This is a genomic window from Mesorhizobium abyssinicae (assembly GCF_049887195.1).
GTDB lineage: Bacteria > Pseudomonadota > Alphaproteobacteria > Rhizobiales > Rhizobiaceae > Mesorhizobium > Mesorhizobium abyssinicae.
This window is the reverse complement of the sequence record NZ_JARAKC010000002.1, coordinates 111,446-129,827: the sequence shown is the minus strand read 5'-3', so window position 1 is coordinate 129,827 and position 18,382 is coordinate 111,446. Positions and strand designations below refer to the sequence as shown.

Here is an 18,382-nt window from a genome sequence, read left to right as displayed (position 1 = left end):
GAGCACCAGGGCGTTGCCCTTCGATAGGCGCAAGCCGGGCCGCGGCTACGGCGCCGTGGTCGTGAGGATCTGGGGCGGCGCGGTTGGCGACCCCGGATGGTGGGTCGAAAGCACGAGCAAGAGAATGGCGACGCCGGCGATAAGCGCTGCGACGACATTGACGAACAGCCGCCCGGCTAACTGGCCAAGCCGTTGTCGCCGGCTCATGGTGGCGGGAACGAAACGCATTGGCACCTCCCGCTAAAGCAGAGTCCGACAAAACGTCGAACAGGCGCTCACCGAAGCTCGACCTGGAGCCACGGTTCGCGCCGCGCCCATGACGTCACCAGCCTCGGTGGTAGCCGCAGCTCCACACCCGCTTGATCACCAGGCGATGGTGGTGCCAGCGCTTGTGCACCCTGACATGGCAGCGGTCGCGGTCGCGACGCCAGTGGCGCCGATTGTCACGGTCATAATCGCGCATCGCATAGTGGCGATGATGGCGGCGCCAGGAGTAATCATCGCTATAGCGCGTGCCGTTGTCGGTGGTGATGGTCAGACTTGCCGCTTGCACCGGAGCCGTCACCGGCGCCAGCGTGGCCATGCCAAGCATGGCGGCGAGAACAACGTTCTTCATGTCCGTCTCCTTTGCATTAGGTCTTGCTTACGGAAACCCGCCCGCTGGCTGATGGTTCCATCGCGATGGAGGGGCGTGCTGATACGTTTCGTGAGGAGGCCAGCGACGATGAAGGCTGGTCAGTCCGGGGCATGGAGGACGAGGTAGTCCGTCGAAACGGCGTTGGCGCCGGTTCCTCGCGTGACGCGCACGGTCGCCAACTGGTTGCCGTTGGCACCGCTTCTGGCTGTCGCCGCATCGATAGGCCGGCACCTGCCTATCATGCCGTTTCCGCGTAGCCTGTCGGGCAGAGCGGCGGAGCACTGAGCCATGTCCCGGTACACGACTGGCCGTGCCTCTCCCGGATGGCAGGATGCCATGTCCGGGCTGCAGGAAAGCAGGATCATTGCCGCCGCCGCTACAGGGTCCATCGTCGCGCTCCACGTCAATGCGGGTTAACGCCAGGTCCGGGCTTTGGTTGCCGGCAAAGGAAACGGCCGCGGGCGGCGGGCCTATTTCCACATGCCGCGCATGCGCGCGCCGAGGTCGACCTTGACCTCGGGCCGCCGGCGCGGATCGTCCTTCGCCTGCACGCTCGCCCAGGACGTCTGCTCGAAGGCGGAGAGCAACGAGGCCGGGATGAAGCGGGTGCGCGCGGCATAAACATGGCGGTCGCCGCGCGCCGCCTGGCCGTGCACGAAGAAGCGCTGCGGCATGACTAGGTGCAGTCTGTCCTTGGCCCGCGTCATCGCCACATAGAGCAGGCGCCGTTCCTCCTCGATGTCTTCCTTGCTGCCGACACCGAGGTCGATGGGGATGCAGCCGTCGACGGTGTTGAGCACGAAGACGTTCTTCCACTCCTGGCCCTTGGCGGAATGGATGGTCGACAGGATCAGATAGTCTTCGTCGCGGTGCGGCGGGCCTGCCTCGTCGCTGGTGGCGTCCGGCGGGTCGAGCGTCAGCTCGGTGAGGAAGCGCTCGCGCGACGGGTAGCCGGACGCGATCTGCTCGAGCTGCAGGAGGTCGGCCCGGCGCATCGTTGCATCCTCGTGCATGCGCTCGAGATGCGGTTCGTACCAGAGCCGGATCCGCTCGAGGTCGGCCGGCCATTTCGCGCCGGCGCGCAGGCCTTCGTAGAGCGACAGGAAGGAAGGCCAATCCTCGGCCGCTCGCTGCGGCGGCCGGTAGCGGGCGAGCCCCATCGCCTCGTCGAGCGACGTCGCCATCGTTTCGACGATCTGCGCGGCCGCCGACGGCCCGATGCCCGGCATAAGCTGCAGCACGCGGAAGCCGGCGACGCGGTCGCGCGGATTTTCGGCGAAGCGCAGCACCGCCAGCATGTCCTTGACATGGGCGGCATCGAGGAACTTCAGCCCGCCGAACTTGACGAAGGGGATGTTGCGGCGGGTCAACTCGATCTCCAGCGGCCCGCTGTGATGCGAGGCGCGGAACAGCACGGCCTGCGACTTCAGCGCCGTGCCGGCCTCGCGCTCGGCGAGGATCGCGTGGCAGGCATAGCTTGCCTGCTCGGCCTCGTCGCGTACGGTGACCAGAAGCGGCTTTTCGGACGATCTGCGCTCGCTCCAGAGGTTCTTGGTGAAGCGCTCGGCGGCCTCGCCGATCACCGCGTTGGCCGCCGCCAGGATCGTCTCGGTCGAGCGGTAGTTGCGCTCCAGCGTGACGATCGCCGCTGCCCGGGCGAACTGCTTGGGGAAGTCGAGGATGTTGCGCACTTCCGCGGCGCGGAACGAATAGATCGATTGCGCGTCGTCGCCCACCACCGTCAGGCCGGCGCCGTCGGGTTTCAGTGCCGTCAGGATCGAGGCCTGCAGCCGGTTGGTGTCCTGGTATTCGTCGACCAGCACATGGTCGAAGCGGCCGCCGAGATGCGCCGCGATCTCCGGCTCGGCCGCCATCTGCGCCCAGTAGAGCAGGAGGTCGTCGTAATCGAGTACGTTCTGCGCCTGCTTGGCCTCGACATAGGCCGCGAACAGGTCCTTCAACTGCTCTGCCCAGCCGGCGCACCATGGGAACACACCGCCCAGCACCTCGCCGAGCGGCGCCTGCGCGTTGACGGCGCGCGAATAGATCTGCAGGCAGGTGCCCTTGGTCGGGAAACGGCTCTCCGTCTTGGAAAAGCCAAGCTCGTGCCGGGCAAGGTTCATCAGGTCGGCGGAATCCTCGCGGTCATGGATGGTGAAGGCGGGATCGAGGCCGATCTCCAGTGCATAGTCGCGCAGCAGCCGGGCGCCAATGCCGTGGAAGGTACCGGCCCAGGAGAGCGCGTCAGCGATGACGGAAGCGTCGCGCCCCAGCACCTCGCCGGCGATGCGCTCGACGCGCTTGGCCATTTCGGAGGCGGCTCGACGCGAGAACGTCATCAACAGGATGCGGCGCGGATCGGCGCCTTTGACGATCAGATGCGCCACGCGATGCGCCAGCGTGCTGGTCTTTCCCGACCCCGCGCCGGCGATGACCAGCAGCGGCGCCGCGACCTGGCCGTCGCCATGCTCGACAGCCAGCCGCTGTTCGGCATTGAGCTTGTCGAGATAGGCTGGCCGCAAGGACGAATCACGGAGGGCGAGGTTCATCGCCCATCAAGCATCGTTTCCGCTTTGTTCGCAATGGTGGCGACGCTGCCAATCGCCGCCAAAAGGGGCAGTTTGGCTTAACCGTACCGCCGTGGCTCGGCACCCATCGCCGCCGACTGGCGTCGCAGCGACCGGCGTTCATCATCATCCTGCAATGGCAGTGGCTCGAAGCCGTCGGGCACCTCGTCGATGACTTTCTTGGCGAAGCGATAGGTCGCATAGGCGAACAGGCCAACAATCAGCAGACGGATCATGATCAGAAGCTCCTTCAGCGGACCAACCGGGGAGGGGGCATTTTGTTCCGCCGGCGCCTCATCCGACCTGGCTCGCGGTGCAACCAAACCGCCATCGTCTCGTTTGCCCTCAGGGGCGAACGAGAGGAGGTTGTCATGATGAAGCTTCCGATGCTGCTGGCCTTGGGGCTCGCGCTCGCCGCCTGCGACAACAGCGTCCAGCCGACAAAGGCGCCCGTCGACCAGAACCCGCAGGTCGACAAGAACCCGGTGCCGAAGTCGACCACCGGCGGTGACCAGCAGGGAACGCAGCCGGCACAGTGAGGCACGGCGCAGTTCAGTCAAATCTGGCCAGCTGTTGCACAGAAGAAGGCCGGCGCTGCTTGGGAGGAAGCTGAAAAGCGCCGGCCAAGCGGGAAAGTCAGGCCCGCCGCAAGAAAGATCATAGCTGAGTCTTGCCGCTGGGTCAGGGGGACAGGTTGGGGAAGACTGCTGGAAGTGGGGGAAATCCGGCGGAAATTCCGCCTATTGTGTGAAATCTACAACAAAAACCCAGAGTTGCGGCAGGACGTCGTCATTTGTACCTGATCGGGTACATGGCTTGATCGAAGAAGCCTGTGCGAGTGCCTCAAGCCATCGCCGCGACGCGCTTCACCGGCACGCCTTCGATCTCCTGATCCAGCTGGCGCTGGGTCATCGCCGCTTCGGCCATCACCCATTGCTTGAACAGCACCACCTTGCGTGCCGCGTGCTGGGTGTCGGGACTGACGAAGTACCAGCCAGCGGTGTTGGGGTGGTGGACCGCGAACGGCGCCACCAGCCGCTCGGCGCGGATGTCGCTGGCCATATAGGCGCGGTTGGCGACGGCAAAACCCATGCCGGCATTGGCCGCTTCGTAGGACATCATGCAGGAATCGAAATAGATGCTTTTGGTCTCGCCGAGCACGAAGCTCGCCCCGGCAAAGCCCAGCCACGACTGCCAGTTCTGGGTGCAGGTGTCGGAGTGGAGCAGCGTGAAGTGCCTGAGATCGTCCGGCGTGACCTTCGACAGCGGCTTGTCGCCGAGGATCTCGTGGAAGAGTTTGCGACTGCACACCGGCGTCAAATCTTCCTTGAACAGCAGGTCCGCCTGCAGGCCGGGGAAGCTGCCGTCGCCGTAACGGATCTCCAGGTCGTATTCCGAGGTCGCGAACTCATGCGTGGCGTACGAGGTCGACACCCGCATTTCGATATCGGGATATTGCCGCTGGAACAGCGGCAGGCGCGGGAACAGCCAGCGCGCAGCGAAGGTCGGCAGCACCGAGATCTTCAGCACATGCGCCTGTGATTGCCCGGTCGCTTCCATGCTGGCCGCCACGATCCGCTCCAGAGCTTCGCGCACCCGCGACACATAGGTCTCGCCTTCCGGCGTCAGCGACACCGCGTTGCCGCCGCGCTGGAAAATCTTGAAGCGCAGCTGGTCCTCAAGGCTCTTGACGCGCTGGCTGACGGCGGAAGCGGTGATGAACTGTTCTTCACCGGCACGCGTGAAGTTCCCGTGCCGGGCAGCACTCTCGACGATTTTCAGCGAATTGAGGTTGACCTGACTGAGCAGACGCACCGTTTTCGACCTTAAGCTGGGCTTAGGGTAGCACCAGCATTCCTAAATTTACAGGGGTGGGCGGATTAATCGACTGTTTACCAAGTGTTGCCCCCACGCTGGAGAAGTAGAATGAACGCCCACACCATCCCCGAACTGCGTTGTGCGATGAGCCGTGAAGCCATCATCGGCCACGACACCGCCTGGAAAGTGTCGAGTTTCGGCGTCGCCCAGTATCTGCACGGCTACGACCCGGCGCTGCTTGCCGCGATCGAGGAGGCTGCCTTGAAGCTGAAGTCCAGCCATGCCGTGCACAAGCATCTGGATCTCACCTTCATCACCGGCGCCGACCGCTACATTCCCGAGATCAAGGAACTGCTGAACGACAAGCTGCGCCTGGAGCGGCTCTCCGACATGATGGGCACCAAGCTCGAGCCCTATCCGCTGTCGATCGTCGGCTCGACGGTCACCTTCATGAATCCCAAGGACGGCGCCGTCGAATGGCATTGCGACGGCGTGCCGGTCACCGAGCTCATCCCGCTGTCGATCAGCGATCCGCTGATCGGCGGTCATCTGGAGATCTATTGCGATGATTCCGAGACCGGGCGGGCGATCCTGGAATCCGGACGCGAGATTCCGCGCAACCGCATCATGCGCATCGACCACAAGATGAACTACGCCACGCTCGGCCAGTTCCTCGGCGTGCTGCATCGCACCGCGCCCATCCAGCTCGGCTCGCGCGTCACCCTGGTGCTCAACCAGCGCTCGGTCGCAAAGCCCTATGTCGACGATAACCGCATGTTCTACCTCGCCGCCGACAACGACCACGATCGTGCATGGGTGAATGAGCTTGCCGACGACGTCTGGAACAACCAGCTGCCGGCCTATCGCCGTTTTGCCGAGGAGCATCCCGCCCCGCAGCCGGCCGCGGAAACCGTCGCCGGCGGCGCCAGGGAATCATGGTAGTGAAGCCATGGGCGGAAACCGGCTTGCTTCGCTGATCCAGCATTCGGAACAGGTCATGGCCAGGCAGGAAGACAGGACCCCATCCCGGGTCCTGCGGGATGGAGCGGCCCCCGCGGCCGCGCTGGCCTTCGCCGCCGGCGCGGTGGCGCTGTGGTCGACCAATGCGCTGGTCGGCAAGTCGCTGCTTGAAAATCATCCGGTATCGCTGGTGCAATTCCTGCAATTCATCGGCGCCGCCTTGGTCTTTGCGTTGATCAGGCTGAAGCGCCGCGCGCCGATCCACCTTCTCCCACAAGGGGAGAAGGGGAGGCCAGTGAGCAACCTCGCTGCCTTTGCCGTCGGCTTCATCGGCCTCGTCGGCACCATGGTCCTGCAATATATCGCCTTCGCCTCGATGCCGGTCATCGAGGCAAATCTTGTCGCCTATACTTGGCCGCTGATGGTGGCGGCCGCGCTGATCGTGCTGGACAGCCCGCGTCGCCCCGCGCTGCTCGGCGTCACCGCCGCGCTCGGCTTTGTCGGCGTGGCGCTGGTGATTTCCGGAGGCCGCGAGCAGTCGTTGTTCCAGGGCAATCTTGTCGGTTATCTCGCCGCCTTCGGCTCGGCGCTGTGCATGGCCTTCTATTCGATCTTCGTCGGTCGCGTGGCCACCCCGCCGGACCGCTTCCTGCTGCCGTCGGCCGCGGCCGGCGTGGTCCTCACCTTTGCCTGGTGCCTGTATGACGGCGTCGCCTGGCAGGCCGGAACCTATCTCATTGCCGGGCTTTATCTCGGCGCCGGCCCGATGGGGCTCGGCTACTACTTCTGGTCGCGGGCGCTGAAGCTCGACCGGGGCGGTAAGGTTGCGGTTGCCGCCTATCTCACGCCGATCGCCTCGACGCTCCTTCTGGCGCTGTCGGGCGAAACGCTGACGATGACGGCCATCGCCGGCGCCGTCCTTGTCATCGGCAGTTGCATTGCGGTGGGCATCGAAGGTCCGGAGGCCGGGAACCATGCTTGACGAGGACGAACGCCGCGCCAGACAGGAAGCGCATTGGCTGGTGAAGGAATTCGGCGCCGAGGCGCCGCTTTACGCCGCGATGAAGGCGGAAAAGGCGATTGAGCAGAAAGATTTCGGTCGTTGTGCCCGTTGGAAGCGTATTCTCGAAATTTTGGCTGATACCGGCCTATCCAAGTCTGCTGCTTCCAAGTATTAGATTTTCTAAATTGCGCGGCTGCCGTCGCCCATGAAAATATCGCCCCGTATTGAGTCTGCAGGGTTTATTGACTCTATGGGTCCGTTGGGGAGCACGGTCAAAATCGATACATCATCAAAAGTCTACAACTAGAGCTGGTGACTTGATCATCGGCAGAGGGAAAAAAATTGCACAATATCGATGACAAGACCGCGATTGAACTAACCGCCGACATTGTTTCGGCCTATGTCGGCAACAATCCGCTTCCGGCTTCCGGTCTGCCGGATCTGATCGCCAGCGTCAGCGCCTCGGTGCGCAAGCTGAGCTCGGTTGCCGCCGCCAAGGAGGCGCCGGTGCTCAACCCGGCCGTCAATCCGAAGCGCTCGGTGTTTCCGGACCACATCGTCTGCCTCGAGGACGGCAAGAAGTTCAAGTCGCTGAAGCGTCACCTCGCCACCGACCATGGCCTGACGCCGGACGAATACCGCGCCAAATGGGGGCTTGCGCCCGACTATCCGATGGTGGCGCCCAGCTATTCGGCGACCCGCTCGGCGCTGGCCAAATCTTCCGGCCTCGGCCGCAAGCCGGCGGCTCAGCCGGCCAAGGTGGCGAAGCGCAAGAAGGTCTGATTTTCTGGCCTCGCCCGGCGCCATCCCGGCATCATCGGGATGGACCGGGCCTGTGCGCACTCAGTTTTTGGGCTCGGGCGCTTTCCGGGCGCGTGTCAGCTTGGGATCCTGCGCGTCGGCCAGGGTTTCGGCTTCGACCGCCGTCATTTCGAGAAAATAGACGAGCATTTGGTAGCGCGTGCGCGAAAGCATTTTTGCCAATTTGCGCGTCATGTCGGCGACAAATCTGAGCGCGCGCAGATCCTTCGCTGCCTCGTCCATCCTGGCTCCTGACCAATACAATTATCGTTGGCGCCCACGGCGACTCATGGCGCGATCCCAAGATCACAGCATCGGTGCGAAAATGAAATCGAATTTTCGCAAAGCATCCCGCGTGCGGCAAGAGATTTTTCTGCGCCACACGCATCTGAAGCGCACGCCATGCGCTAATATATGTTGGAACGGAACTTCAAGTTGTCTGATTTGTCAACTTAATGCTCGAAAAGCGCCAGTGTACCGATAACATTCGTGTTCGAACGAATGTCGATGCGCGATATGGCATATCGTGAAGTCGCAGGCGCCGCTACGTCAAAGGGAGATTGGCAGCGTCACTGACCTGCCAGGTCAACGGCCCCCAGCAGCGGCGCGGCATCCGTGTTGTCAGCAAACAACACCACCTGCGTCGCCAGGGCGGCCGTGGTGGCGACCTGGAAGAAGATGACGGCGAGGGCGAAATAGCGGATCATCGGCCCCAAACGCTCCGGCCGCCATCTGGTTCCAGCCGGCGAGCATTTCGCGACCAGCCGGCCATCCCATCGCCGGTGACCTTCGTCCCAAAGCCCCTGGCTCTTGCGAAGCGCTCATGTCCCGTGCAAAAGCGCGGCCATGCTCATCAACGACCTCTCGCTGCGCATGGCGGGGCGCCTGCTTCTCGATCATGCCTCGCTGACCTTGCCGGCCGGCACCAAGGCCGGTCTCGTCGGCCGAAACGGCACCGGCAAGACCACCTTGTTCAAGGCGATCACCGGCGATTTCCCCGCCGAGACCGGCTCGATCAGTCTGCCCAAGAACACCCGCATCGGCCAGGTGGCGCAGGAAGCGCCGGGCACCGAGGAGCCGCTGATCGACATCGTGCTCAAGGCCGATGCCGAGCGCCAGGCTCTGCTCGAAGAGGAAAGGACGGCCACGGATCCGCACCGCATCGCCGAGATCCACACGCGGCTTGCCGACATCGACGCGCATTCGGCGGAGTCCCGAGCCGCCACCATCCTGGCCGGCCTCGGCTTCGACGACGCCGCGCAGAAGCGTCCGGCCTCGTCGTTCTCCGGCGGCTGGCGCATGCGCGTCGCGCTGGCGGCCGTGCTCTTCTCCGAGCCAGACCTTCTGCTGCTCGACGAGCCGACCAACTATCTCGACCTCGAAGGCACGCTGTGGCTGGAGAACTACGTCTCCAAATATCCGCACACCGTGCTTTTGATCTCGCACGACCGCGACCTGCTCAACCGCGCCGTCAACTCCATCGTCCATCTCGACCAGAAGAAGCTGACCTTCTGGCGCGGCGGCTACGATCAGTTCGAGCGCCAGCTCACCGAGCAGCGGGACCTGCAGGAAAAGAGCCGCGTCAAGCAGGAAGCGGCACGCAAGCACATGGAGTCCTTCGTCGAGCGTTTTCGCGCCAAGGCCTCCAAGGCGAGGCAGGCGCAATCGCGCCTGAAGGCGCTGGAGAAGATGAAGCCGATCGCGGCCATCGTGAACGACACGGTGCGGCCGTTTTCCTTCCCCGAGCCGGTGAAGACGGTGGCCTCGCCGATCGTTGCCCTCAATGGCGTCAATGTCGGCTACACCGAGGGCGCGCCGATCCTGAAGAAGATGACGCTGCGCATCGATGCCGACGACCGCATCGCGCTGCTCGGCGCCAACGGCAACGGCAAGTCGACCTTCGCCAAGATGCTCGCCGGCCGCCTCAAGGCCGAGACCGGCACCATGACGGTGGCGCCGGGCCTGAAAGTAGCGATCTTCGCCCAGCATCAGCTCGACGATCTGCGCCCCGAGGAAAACGCCTATGAGCATGTACGCCGGCTGATGCCGGAGGCGCCGGAATCGAAGGTGCGTGCCCGCGTCGCCCAGTTCGGTCTAACGACTGAGAAAATGAACACGGCGGCCAAGGATCTGTCCGGCGGCGAGAAGGCGCGCCTTTTGATGGGCCTGTCGGCCTTCGACGGACCGAACCTGTTCATCCTCGACGAGCCGACCAACCACCTCGATATCGACAGCCGTGAATCGCTGATCCATGCGCTGAACGATTTCCCCGGCGCCGTGATCCTGATCTCGCACGACCGTCACCTGCTCGAGGCGACGGCCGATCGCCTGTGGCTGGTCAAGGACGGCGCGGTCAATCCCTATGACGGCGACCTCGAGGATTACAAGACGCTGGTCACCGGCGTTTCCTCCAATCGCCGCGAACAGAAGGAAGCCGACAAGGCCTCCAAGGCCGACCGTCGCCGCGAGGCGGCCCAGCGCCGTGCCGCGCTCGAACCGCTGGCGAAAGAAATCCGCGCCACCGAGGCACTGATGGACCGCATCCGCAAGCGCATCGACCTGATCGAGGACGAGCTCGCCAATCCGGCGATCTACGAGAAGGACCCCTCGACCGCGACACGCCTCGCCAAGGAACGCTCGCAACTCGCCCAGACGCTGGCGCAGAACGAGGACAAGTGGCTGACGATGTCGGCGGAGTATGAAGAAGGGATCGCGGAGTAGGTGAGGCGGAGTTCTTCCCTTCTCCCCTTTGTGGGAGAAGGTGGCCGAGCGAAGCTCGGTCGGATGAGGGGTGTTGGACGGATCGCCGGCCTAAATTTGCAAGCGTTTATCATTATATATTTCGACGCTTAGTTTCTTCCAGCACCCCTTATCCGTCTCGGCGCTGCGCGCCGATCCACCTTCTCCCACAAGGGGAGAAGGGGAGGTGCCAGCTACCCCGCCAGCCTCACTTCGACCGCTTGCGCCCGCGCCAGGCAGCGCTCCTGGTCGCGCGGGCGGCCGAGTTCGGCGTAGCGCGCGGCCGCTTCGCGCAACAGTGCCGACGCCTGGTCGCTTTCGCCCCGTGCCTGGCGGTGCGCGCCGCGCGCTTCCCAGACGGCGGCGACCCACGGGCCGCCTTGCCACATGCCGGCCAGCCGCTCGGCCTCATCGATGCGCCGGCTCGCCTGGTCGAGTTCCCCGGCCTCGGCCAGCGCGATCGAGGACGCGACGCGAAAGCCCATCGAGCAGGGCTGGCAGGTGCATTTTTCGGCCAGCCTGCCGTCGCCCTGCCGGATCGCCTCCATCGCCTGCGATTGCGTCGCCGCCGCCTCGACCGCCAGCGCCTGGAAGCGGATCAGCAGATGCGGGGCGAGCCATGTGGATTCGGCAAGGCGCAAGCCCTTCTGCAGGAGCCGGCCGGCGCGCCATTTCTGGCCGCGCGCCAGCGCGATTTCGCCGAGCCGATGCAGCGCCAGCGCCTCGCCGAAAGGGGCGCGCGCTGCAGCGCTGAGCTGGGCTGCGCTGGTCAACAGCTCCTCCGCCGCTGTAAGCCGCCCCGAGAACAGCTCCGCCTCGCCGAGGATCAGCGAGGCAAGCACGCGGCCGGGAACCGATCCGGCAGCCTCGGCGATGCCCAAAAGCTCGCGCGCCGCCTTGGCCATGTGTTCATGGCCGCCGGCCCGGTAGAGGCAGAATTCCGCCAGGCACAGATGGCCGTCGAAGACGTTCGAGGCAACGCTCGGCGCGCCACGAACCCAGTCGACGAACTCGGACTGGAAAAGCTCCTGCCATTGCCCCTGCATGTGTGCGGCGAGCCCGATCAGCGCGCTGGCCTCGCCGACCTCGCGCCCGAGCTCGGCGGCGATCGCCAGTGTGCGCGCCTCGGCGCCCTTCTGCCCGGCATCGCCGAAGTCGCCGCTGTTGAGCTGGATGATGCCCCAGGCCAAAAGCCCGCGCACCCGTTCGGCGATCCCGGTCGGCTGCGCGCCGCCGAGCGCCAGCGCCTTCTCGTAGATGGCGACCGTCGCCGCTTGCGGGCCGACGCCGAGATCGACGCGCAGGCTTTCGCGCAGCCGCTCGAATTGCCGCACGACCTCGCCGCGATTGCCGGCGTCGAGTGCCGCCTGCATCAGGGCCCGCGCGGCGCGCTCGTCGGCGGGATCGACCGCCAGCAAGCGCTCCCACAGACCGGCCGCCTCCAGCACGCGCACATAGAGCTCGCGCAGCCGTTGGCGCGGCTCTTCCGCCCATTCAGCGTAGCGGTCGTCCGGCAGCAGGTCGCCGGCGTAGCGCCGGGCCGCCCGTTCCGTGGCCCCGCGATCGTTTGCCTGCAGCGCCGCCGTCGCCTCGGCCTCGAACAAGGCAGCATCGACGGCGAGCTCAGCGCCCGGCGCCAGCGCCACGACTTCGCCGTCGAGCGCGATGATGTCATGCGCGCCGAGCGCGCGCCGGGTGAAGTGGACGGCCTTGCGCAGATTGGCGGCGGCGGCCTCCGGTTCGAGGTCGGGCCATAGTGCGTCCATTACCTGCTCGCGGTGCAGCCGATGGCGCCGGGCAAGCGCCAGCAATTTGACCAGCGTCACGCTGCTCGTGCGCCGCCACGCCGCCGCGGACGCCGCGCGTCCATCGATGGACACGCGGAATTGGCCAAGCAAATCCACCTCTACGCGCATTTTCGTCTCCCAAGTCCCCGGCCAACCATAGTCCGGCATCGATGCCGATTGGAAGGGCCGGCACAGGCAAGGCGCATTCGGGGAACGGTGGAGGAACGCCGGCCGGTCAGTATGGCCGCGTCAACCCATTCACAGAGGAGAACTCACCATGTCCATCCGCATCAACGACACCGCCCCGGATTTCGAAGCCGAGACGACGCAAGGCCAGATCAGCTTCCATTCCTGGCTCGGCGAGTCCTGGGGCGTCCTTTTCTCCCACCCCAAGGATTTCACGCCGATCTGCACCACGGAACTCGGCTACATGGCCAAGCTCAAGCCTGAATTCGACAAGCGCAACGTCAAGATCATCGGACTCAGCGTCGATCCCGTCGACCGGCACCAGAGCTGGGCCATGGACATCGAGGAGACGCAAGGCCATGCGCCGAACTACCCCATGATCGGCGACCCGACGCTTGCGATCTCCAAGCTCTACGACATGCTGCCGGCGACTGTCGGCGACTCCTCGGAGGGCCGCACCGCGGCCGACAACCAGACGGTGCGCAACGTCTACGTCATCGGGCCGGACAAGAAGGTCAAGCTGCTGATCTCCTATCCGATGACCACCGGCCGGAACTTCGACGAGATCCTTCGCGTCATCGATTCCCTGCAGCTCACCGCGAAACACCGGGTCGCGACGCCGGTCAACTGGCGCCAGGGCGAGGACGTCGTCATCGCCGGCTCGGTGTCGAACGACGAGGCGGCCAAGATCTACCCGAACGGATGGAAGGCGCCCAAGCCCTACATCCGCATCGTCCCGCAGCCGCACGCCTGAGCCGCGGCCGCGTGAGCCGCGGCCGGTGAGCGGCGATGCCCTTTCCGGCCGCGCGCCCAAGGAACCATCGCAGGAGCAGACCGCCATGACCGTGCATTACGTGAAGCCCGCCATCGCCGTCTTCGACGCCACGCCGGAGCTGCTGTTCCAATATATGAGCGCCGGCAACCACCGGCATCTGGCCTTCAAGAGCCACCGGCTCGCCGGCGTGGCCGGCAATGTCGTCACCCTGGACGCCGAGGTCTATAATCCCGACGGAACCACCTTCGCCATGCAGGTCGAGCATACGCTCGATCCGCCGCGCGGCATCGAGACCAGGCTGACCGGCGGCGCCTTCGACGGCGCGCGGTTCACCCACAGCTACACGCCGATGGGCGGCAGGACCAAGGTGGATCTGGAGGGCGATTTCCCGGCGCTGCCCGGCATGAGCGATGCCGACACGCTGAAGATGATCGACGGCTTCTTCGGCGTGATCTTCGCCGAGGACACCGCCACGTTGAGGCACTGGTCCTAGGGAAATTTGACTACGACGCGCGTCATTCCAAGCAACAAATGAGAGGGTAACATGAACACTTCCAGCAAGCCGCGCGTCCTCGTCCTTGGGGCGGGCTTTGGCGGCCTCGAGCTCACCAGCCTGCTGTCCGAGACCTTCGGCGCCGGCATCGACGTCACCTTGATCGACAAGAGCGACGGCTTCGTCTTTGGCTTTTCCAAGCTCGACGTCATGTTCGGCCACAAGACGGCGGATCAGGTGCGCCTGCCTTACTCGAACTATGCCAAGCCCGGCGTGCGCCTGCTCAGGCAGACGGTCACCGCGATCGACCCCGAGCGGCGGCGCGTCACCACCGATGCCGGCGTCCACGAGGCCGATTTCCTCGTCGTGGCGCTCGGCGCCGATTACGATTTCGACGCCACGCCAGGGCTCGCCGGCGCCAACGAATTCTACACCGTCGCCGGCGCCGAACGGCTGCGCGACGTGCTGCCCACCTTCACCAGGGGGAGGGCGCTGGTCGGGGTCTGCGGCGCGCCCTACAAATGCCCGCCGGCGCCCAGCGAATGCGCGCTGATGCTGCACGACTACCTGGTCAAGCGCGGCGTGCGCGAAGCCTGCGAGATCAATTTCGTGCTGCCTTTGCCGAGTCCGGTGCCGCCGTCGCCGGAGACTTCGCGCGCCCTCGTCTCCGCCTTCGTCGAGCGAAACATCGGCTTCATTCCAGGCCGCCGCGTCGCGTCGATCGACAATGCGCGCAAGGTCGCGATCCTTGACGACGGGGTGGAGATGCAGTTCGACCTGTTCCTCGGCGTGCCCAAGCATCGCGTGCCCGACGTGGTCATTGCCAGCGGCATGACCGAAAATGGCTGGATCACGGTCAACCCGAGGACGCTGGAGACCAATTACGCCGGCGTCTACGCCGTGGGCGACGGCGCCAACACCGGCACGCCGAAAGCCGGCGTCTTCGCCGAAGGCGCGGCGCGCGCCGTCGCCAGCGACCTGATCGTGAAGCTCTCCAACAGCGGCACGGCAAAGCAATATGATGGCTTCGGCACCTGCTATATCGAATTCGGCGGCGGCCGCATCGGCAAGGTTGAGGTGGATTTCTTCTCCGGTCCGAAACCGACAGGCACCTACCACGAAGCCTCGCTGGCGCTCAGAGCCGACAAGGAGCATTTCGGCTCCAGCCGCCGCGCGCGCTGGTTCGGGATGTGAGGAGGCGTTGCGCCAATCCCCGACGTTGGCGATTGGCGAACCGGCAGCGACGGCCAAGCTCCCCCCAAGTGGGGGATGCCCGGTAGGGCAGAGGGGCGCGCTGTCCCGCCGGCCTCTCAGCCAAACAGCGAAGTCCCATGGTGTTTCGCTACCGAATGAACTCAGGGTTGGCGATCCTTCACGCCCCCCTCTGTCCTGCCGGACATCTCCCCCACGAGGGGGGAGATTGGCAATTCGGGCGTCGCGCAAATAACATCCTGCCGCAACTCCACCGCGCAGTACATCCTCGCAAGCCAGCACCAACTCGCGCCCGATCTGGACCTACACGCCGAGCCTGAATCCCGCTAGACAACCCGCATGAACCAGCACGCCAAGCTCAGGATCGGCCATTCGGCCTGTCCGCACGACTGCCCGTCCACCTGCGCGCTCGAGGTCGAGCTGCTCGATAGCAACCGCATCGGCCGCGTCTACGGCGCCAAGGCCAACAGCTACACGGCGGGCGTCATCTGCGCCAAGGTCGCCCGCTATGCCGACCGCGTCCACCACCCCGACCGCCTGCTGAAGCCACTGGTCAGGGCGGGCGCCAAGGGCGACGGCATCTGGAAGGAGTCCAGCTGGGAAGCGGCGCTCGACCTCGTTGCCGAGAAGTTCATCAAGGCCGAGGAGACGTACGGCTCGGAAACGGTGTGGCCCTATTACTATGCCGGAACGATGGGGCTGGTGCAGCGCGACGGCATCCACCGGCTGCGCCACGCGAAGAAGTACTCCGGCTTCTTCGGCTCGATCTGCACCAACCTCGCCTGGACCGGCTGGATGGTTGGAGCGGGCGCGCTGCGCGGTCCCGATCCGCGCGAGATGGCCAAGTCCGACTGCGTCGTGATCTGGGGCACCAATGCCGTGGTGACGCAGGTCAACGTCATGACCCACGCGATCAAGGCGCGCAAGGAACGCGGAGCGAAGATCGTCGTCATCGACGTCTATGAGAACGCGACGATGAAGCAGGCGGATCTCGGCCTGGTGCTCAAGCCCGGCACCGATGGCGCGCTGGCCTGCGCGGTCATGCATGTGCTGTTCCGGGACGGCTTCGCCGACCACGCCTATCTCGACAAATACACCGACGATCCGCGCGGGCTGGAGCAGCACCTCCGCACCCGCACGCCGGACTGGGCGGCCGCGATCACCGGATTGAGCGTTGCCGAGATCGAGACCTTCGCGCATCTCGTCGGCACGACGAAGAAGACCTATTTCCGTCTCGGCTACGGCTTCTCGCGCCAGCGCAACGGCTCGGTCAACATGCACGCGGCGGCCTCGATCGCCGCCGTCACCGGCGCCTGGCAATATGAGGGCGGCGGCGCCTTCCACTCCAATTCAGGCATCTTCAAGCTGAACCAGGATCTGCTCGAAGGCACCGCGCTGCGCGACCCGAACGTGCGCCATCTCGACCATTCGCGCATCGGCCCGGTGCTGACAGGGGCCGCGGACGCGCTCTATGGCGGTCCGCCGGTGACGGCGCTGCTCATCCAGAACACCAATCCGGTCAATGTCGCGCCCGAGCAGCGGCTGGTGAAGCACGGTTTTTTGCGCGACGACCTGTTCACCTGCGTGCACGAGCAGTTCATGACCGACACCGCCAGGCTCGCCGATGTCGTCCTGCCGGCGACGATGTTCCTCGAGCATGACGACATCTACAAGGGCGGCGGCAACCAGCACATCACGCTCGGCGCGAAGCTGATCGATCCGCCGGAAGGGCCGCGCACCAACCATTTTGTCATCGAGGAACTGGCGAAGCGGCTCGGCGTCTCCGACAGGCCGGGCTTCGGCCTGACCGAGAAGGAGCATATCGACATCATCCTCGGCAAGCGCGGGCTGGGCAGCTTCGACAGCCTGGGCGAACAGAAGTGGATCGACATGCAGCCGGATTTCGAGGCGGCGCATTTCATCGACGGCTTTGGCCATCCGGACGGAAAGTTCCGCTTCCGTCCCGACTGGTCTGGGCAGGCGGCGCCCAACCGGCCGCCGAGGAGCATGGGGCTGTTCGGACCGGTGGAACAGCTGCCGGAATTCCCTGACCATGTCGAGCTGATCGAGGTGGCGGACGCGGCCCATCCATTCCGGCTGACCACTTCGCCGGCGCGCAACTTCCTCAACTCGACCTTCGCCGAGACGCCCGTGTCGAAGGAAAAGGAGGGCAGGCCGGTGCTGCTGCTGCATCCCGACGATGCCGCCGAACTCGGGCTTGCCGATGGCAGCCGCGTCGAGGTCGGCAACCAGCGCGGCGAGCTGGTGCTGCATGCCAAGTTCTTCGACGGCATCAGGCGCGGCGTGGTGATCGCCGAGGGCATCTGGCCGAACAGCGCGCATGAGCGCGGCGAGGGCATCAACGTGCTGACCGGCGCCGACGCGCCGGCGCCCTATGGCGGTGCCGCGCTGCACGACAACAAGGTATGGCTGCGCAAGCCGCAAGAGCTTGGCGTTTGATCCGGCGATCTGGCCCAAGCGCCTGCCGTCGCGGCCGCCAGCTCCCGCGACTATAGAGACACCCTGACTGTTGCGACGAGGGAGAATGTCGTGAGCAAGATATCGCTTCTGGGCATTCCGCATGACGGGAATTCGTCCTGGCTGCGCGGTGCGGCCGAAGCGCCGCCGTTGATCCGACGCGAACTCGCCAGCGATGCCTACAGTTCATGGTCGGAAACCGGCTTTGACCTCAGCGACCGCTTCATCGATCACGGCGACGTCGATTTCACGCAGCCCGGCGATCCGTGGGAGCGGATCGAAAGCGAAGTCGGCCGCGCGCTGGATGCCGGGCATCCGCTGATCTCGCTCGGCGGCGACCACGCGATCTCCTGGCCGGTGCTGCGCGCGGTACGGCGCCGTCATCCCAGCCTGACGATCCTGCATATCGATGCCCATCCCGACATCTACCATGCCTATGGCGACAATCCGCGCTCGCACACCTCGCCCTTCGCGCGCATCATGGAGGAGCGGCTTGCCGACCGGCTGATCCAGATCGGCCTGCGCACCATCAACGACCACCACCGCGACCAGTTCAGGCGCTTCGATGTCGAGGTGGTGGAGATGCGGCATTTCAAGGAAGGGCTGCGGCTTGACCTCAAGACGCCCGTCTACGTCTCGATGGATATCGACGCTCTCGATCCGGCCTTCGCGCCCGGCATTTCCCATCGCGAACCAGGCGGCTTCACCACTCGCCAGGTGATCGGCCTGATCCAGGGAATCGACCAGCCGATCGTCGCCGCCGATGTCGTTGAATACAATGCGAGCCAGGATCTCTCGAACCAGACCGCTCTGGTCGCCGCCAAGCTGGTGAAGGAGATCGCCGGCATGATGCTGCAGACGAATGGCGCGCCCGTTGGGTGAATCAATCTTGCAAGACGTTGTTCCAGCTGCTTGTTCCGACTCGT

General features: G+C 65.1%; 19 protein-coding genes. 11 read left to right on the top strand and 8 right to left on the bottom strand.

Annotated elements, in window-relative coordinates; translation table 11 throughout:
* Nucleotides 1-45: 45 nt before the first annotated feature.
* The 4 genes from PU724_RS05175 to PU724_RS05160 all read right to left on the bottom strand — a co-directional run bounded on the left by PU724_RS05175 (nt 46) and on the right by PU724_RS05160 (nt 3,440).
* Nucleotides 46-228, bottom strand: a complete 183-nt coding sequence (locus PU724_RS05175; protein ID WP_292101869.1) for a hypothetical protein — start codon at nt 226-228, stop codon at nt 46-48.
* Nucleotides 229-322: 94 nt separating this feature from the next.
* Nucleotides 323-616 carry a hypothetical protein gene (locus PU724_RS05170; protein ID WP_127392641.1) on the bottom strand — a complete coding sequence of 98 codons (294 nt, stop codon included), beginning with the start codon at nt 614-616 and terminating at the stop codon, nt 323-325.
* Between the two features lie 491 nt (nt 617-1,107).
* Nucleotides 1,108-3,186: an ATP-dependent helicase gene (locus PU724_RS05165; RefSeq protein ID WP_354420640.1), complete on the bottom strand. Its 2,079-nt coding sequence runs from the start codon at nt 3,184-3,186 to the stop codon at nt 1,108-1,110.
* A 77-nt stretch (nt 3,187-3,263) separates the two neighbouring features.
* Nucleotides 3,264-3,440, bottom strand: coding sequence for a hypothetical protein (locus tag PU724_RS05160; RefSeq protein WP_354420638.1), 177 nt, complete (start codon nt 3,438-3,440; stop codon nt 3,264-3,266).
* A gap of 135 nt (nt 3,441-3,575) precedes the next feature.
* Here PU724_RS05160 and PU724_RS05155 point away from each other — a divergent pair, with 135 nt between their 5' ends.
* Nucleotides 3,576-3,743: a hypothetical protein gene (locus PU724_RS05155; RefSeq protein WP_187331184.1), complete on the top strand. Its 168-nt coding sequence runs from the start codon at nt 3,576-3,578 to the stop codon at nt 3,741-3,743.
* 304 nt (nt 3,744-4,047) lie between these two features.
* Here PU724_RS05155 and PU724_RS05150 read toward each other — a convergent pair whose 3' ends face one another.
* Nucleotides 4,048-5,019: a LysR substrate-binding domain-containing protein gene (locus tag PU724_RS05150; RefSeq protein WP_127283662.1), complete on the bottom strand. Its 972-nt coding sequence runs from the start codon at nt 5,017-5,019 to the stop codon at nt 4,048-4,050.
* A gap of 111 nt (nt 5,020-5,130) precedes the next feature.
* Here PU724_RS05150 and PU724_RS05145 point away from each other — a divergent pair, with 111 nt between their 5' ends.
* The 4 genes from PU724_RS05145 (at nt 5,131) to PU724_RS05130 (ending at nt 7,768) form a co-directional block, all read left to right on the top strand.
* Nucleotides 5,131-5,964: a hypothetical protein gene (locus PU724_RS05145; RefSeq protein ID WP_187331183.1), complete on the top strand. Its 834-nt coding sequence runs from the start codon at nt 5,131-5,133 to the stop codon at nt 5,962-5,964.
* 55 nt (nt 5,965-6,019) lie between these two features.
* A complete protein-coding gene (locus PU724_RS05140; RefSeq protein ID WP_320321642.1) occupies nt 6,020-6,964 on the top strand; it encodes a DMT family transporter in 945 nt (314 codons plus the stop codon).
* Entirely contained in the window at nt 6,957-7,160 is a 204-nt protein-coding gene (locus PU724_RS05135; RefSeq protein ID WP_127285720.1) for a hypothetical protein, read from the top strand. The genes PU724_RS05140 and PU724_RS05135 overlap by 8 nt, the downstream gene beginning before the upstream one ends.
* A 167-nt stretch (nt 7,161-7,327) precedes the next feature.
* Entirely contained in the window at nt 7,328-7,768 is a 441-nt protein-coding gene (locus PU724_RS05130) for a Ros/MucR family transcriptional regulator (protein WP_127285721.1), read from the top strand.
* Between the two features lie 60 nt (nt 7,769-7,828).
* On the opposite strand, the gene PU724_RS05125 is transcribed toward PU724_RS05130, so the two are convergent.
* Together PU724_RS05125 and PU724_RS05120 are read right to left on the bottom strand one after the other, a co-directional pair.
* Nucleotides 7,829-8,029 carry a hypothetical protein gene (locus PU724_RS05125; protein WP_354420635.1) on the bottom strand — a complete coding sequence of 67 codons (201 nt, stop codon included), beginning with the start codon at nt 8,027-8,029 and terminating at the stop codon, nt 7,829-7,831.
* Between the two features lie 326 nt (nt 8,030-8,355).
* The gene (locus PU724_RS05120) at nt 8,356-8,493 is read right to left on the bottom strand and encodes a hypothetical protein (protein WP_187331182.1); all 138 of its coding nucleotides are present in this window, start codon (nt 8,491-8,493) and stop codon (nt 8,356-8,358) included.
* A 139-nt stretch (nt 8,494-8,632) separates the two neighbouring features.
* Here PU724_RS05120 and PU724_RS05115 point away from each other — a divergent pair, with 139 nt between their 5' ends.
* On the top strand, nt 8,633-10,507 hold the full coding sequence (locus PU724_RS05115) for an ABC-F family ATP-binding cassette domain-containing protein (protein WP_354420633.1): 1,875 nt from the start codon (nt 8,633-8,635) through the stop codon (nt 10,505-10,507).
* A gap of 212 nt (nt 10,508-10,719) precedes the next feature.
* Here PU724_RS05115 and PU724_RS05110 read toward each other — a convergent pair whose 3' ends face one another.
* The gene (locus PU724_RS05110; RefSeq protein ID WP_354420631.1) at nt 10,720-12,441 is read right to left on the bottom strand and encodes an AfsR/SARP family transcriptional regulator; all 1,722 of its coding nucleotides are present in this window, start codon (nt 12,439-12,441) and stop codon (nt 10,720-10,722) included.
* Between the two features lie 148 nt (nt 12,442-12,589).
* Here PU724_RS05110 and PU724_RS05105 point away from each other — a divergent pair, with 148 nt between their 5' ends.
* From PU724_RS05105 to PU724_RS05085, 5 genes are all read left to right on the top strand, one after another.
* Nucleotides 12,590-13,252: a peroxiredoxin gene (locus PU724_RS05105; RefSeq protein ID WP_127285725.1), complete on the top strand. Its 663-nt coding sequence runs from the start codon at nt 12,590-12,592 to the stop codon at nt 13,250-13,252.
* Between the two features lie 85 nt (nt 13,253-13,337).
* Nucleotides 13,338-13,766, top strand: coding sequence for a hypothetical protein (locus PU724_RS05100; RefSeq protein ID WP_135858039.1), 429 nt, complete (start codon nt 13,338-13,340; stop codon nt 13,764-13,766).
* A gap of 51 nt (nt 13,767-13,817) precedes the next feature.
* Nucleotides 13,818-14,960, top strand: a complete 1,143-nt coding sequence (locus tag PU724_RS05095) for an NAD(P)/FAD-dependent oxidoreductase (protein WP_127393846.1) — start codon at nt 13,818-13,820, stop codon at nt 14,958-14,960.
* Between the two features lie 357 nt (nt 14,961-15,317).
* Nucleotides 15,318-17,438, top strand: coding sequence for a molybdopterin-containing oxidoreductase family protein (locus PU724_RS05090; RefSeq protein WP_354420628.1), 2,121 nt, complete (start codon nt 15,318-15,320; stop codon nt 17,436-17,438).
* A gap of 90 nt (nt 17,439-17,528) precedes the next feature.
* Entirely contained in the window at nt 17,529-18,338 is an 810-nt protein-coding gene (locus PU724_RS05085; protein WP_127391659.1) for an agmatinase family protein, read from the top strand.
* Nucleotides 18,339-18,382: the final 44 nt, after the last annotated feature.

Bases quoted from the DNA above. Each gene is read 5' to 3' on its own strand.
- PU724_RS05175 (WP_292101869.1), bottom strand. From the start codon at position 228: ATGCGTTTCGTTCCCGCCACCATGAGCCGGCGACAACGGCTTGGCCAG.
- PU724_RS05170 (WP_127392641.1), bottom strand. From the start codon at position 616: ATGAAGAACGTTGTTCTCGCCGCCATGCTTGGCATGGCCACGCTGGCG.
- PU724_RS05165 (WP_354420640.1), bottom strand. From the start codon at position 3,186: ATGAACCTCGCCCTCCGTGATTCGTCCTTGCGGCCAGCCTATCTCGAC.
- PU724_RS05160 (WP_354420638.1), bottom strand. From the start codon at position 3,440: ATGATCCGTCTGCTGATTGTTGGCCTGTTCGCCTATGCGACCTATCGC.
- PU724_RS05155 (WP_187331184.1), top strand. From the start codon at position 3,576: ATGATGAAGCTTCCGATGCTGCTGGCCTTGGGGCTCGCGCTCGCCGCC.
- PU724_RS05145 (WP_187331183.1), top strand. From the start codon at position 5,131: ATGAACGCCCACACCATCCCCGAACTGCGTTGTGCGATGAGCCGTGAA.
- PU724_RS05140 (WP_320321642.1), top strand. From the start codon at position 6,020: ATGGCCAGGCAGGAAGACAGGACCCCATCCCGGGTCCTGCGGGATGGA.
- PU724_RS05135 (WP_127285720.1), top strand. From the start codon at position 6,957: ATGCTTGACGAGGACGAACGCCGCGCCAGACAGGAAGCGCATTGGCTG.
- PU724_RS05125 (WP_354420635.1), bottom strand. From the start codon at position 8,029: ATGGACGAGGCAGCGAAGGATCTGCGCGCGCTCAGATTTGTCGCCGAC.
- PU724_RS05120 (WP_187331182.1), bottom strand. From the start codon at position 8,493: ATGATCCGCTATTTCGCCCTCGCCGTCATCTTCTTCCAGGTCGCCACC.
- PU724_RS05115 (WP_354420633.1), top strand. From the start codon at position 8,633: ATGCTCATCAACGACCTCTCGCTGCGCATGGCGGGGCGCCTGCTTCTC.
- PU724_RS05110 (WP_354420631.1), bottom strand. From the start codon at position 12,441: ATGCGCGTAGAGGTGGATTTGCTTGGCCAATTCCGCGTGTCCATCGAT.
- PU724_RS05105 (WP_127285725.1), top strand. From the start codon at position 12,590: ATGTCCATCCGCATCAACGACACCGCCCCGGATTTCGAAGCCGAGACG.
- PU724_RS05100 (WP_135858039.1), top strand. From the start codon at position 13,338: ATGACCGTGCATTACGTGAAGCCCGCCATCGCCGTCTTCGACGCCACG.
- PU724_RS05095 (WP_127393846.1), top strand. From the start codon at position 13,818: ATGAACACTTCCAGCAAGCCGCGCGTCCTCGTCCTTGGGGCGGGCTTT.
- PU724_RS05090 (WP_354420628.1), top strand. From the start codon at position 15,318: ATGAACCAGCACGCCAAGCTCAGGATCGGCCATTCGGCCTGTCCGCAC.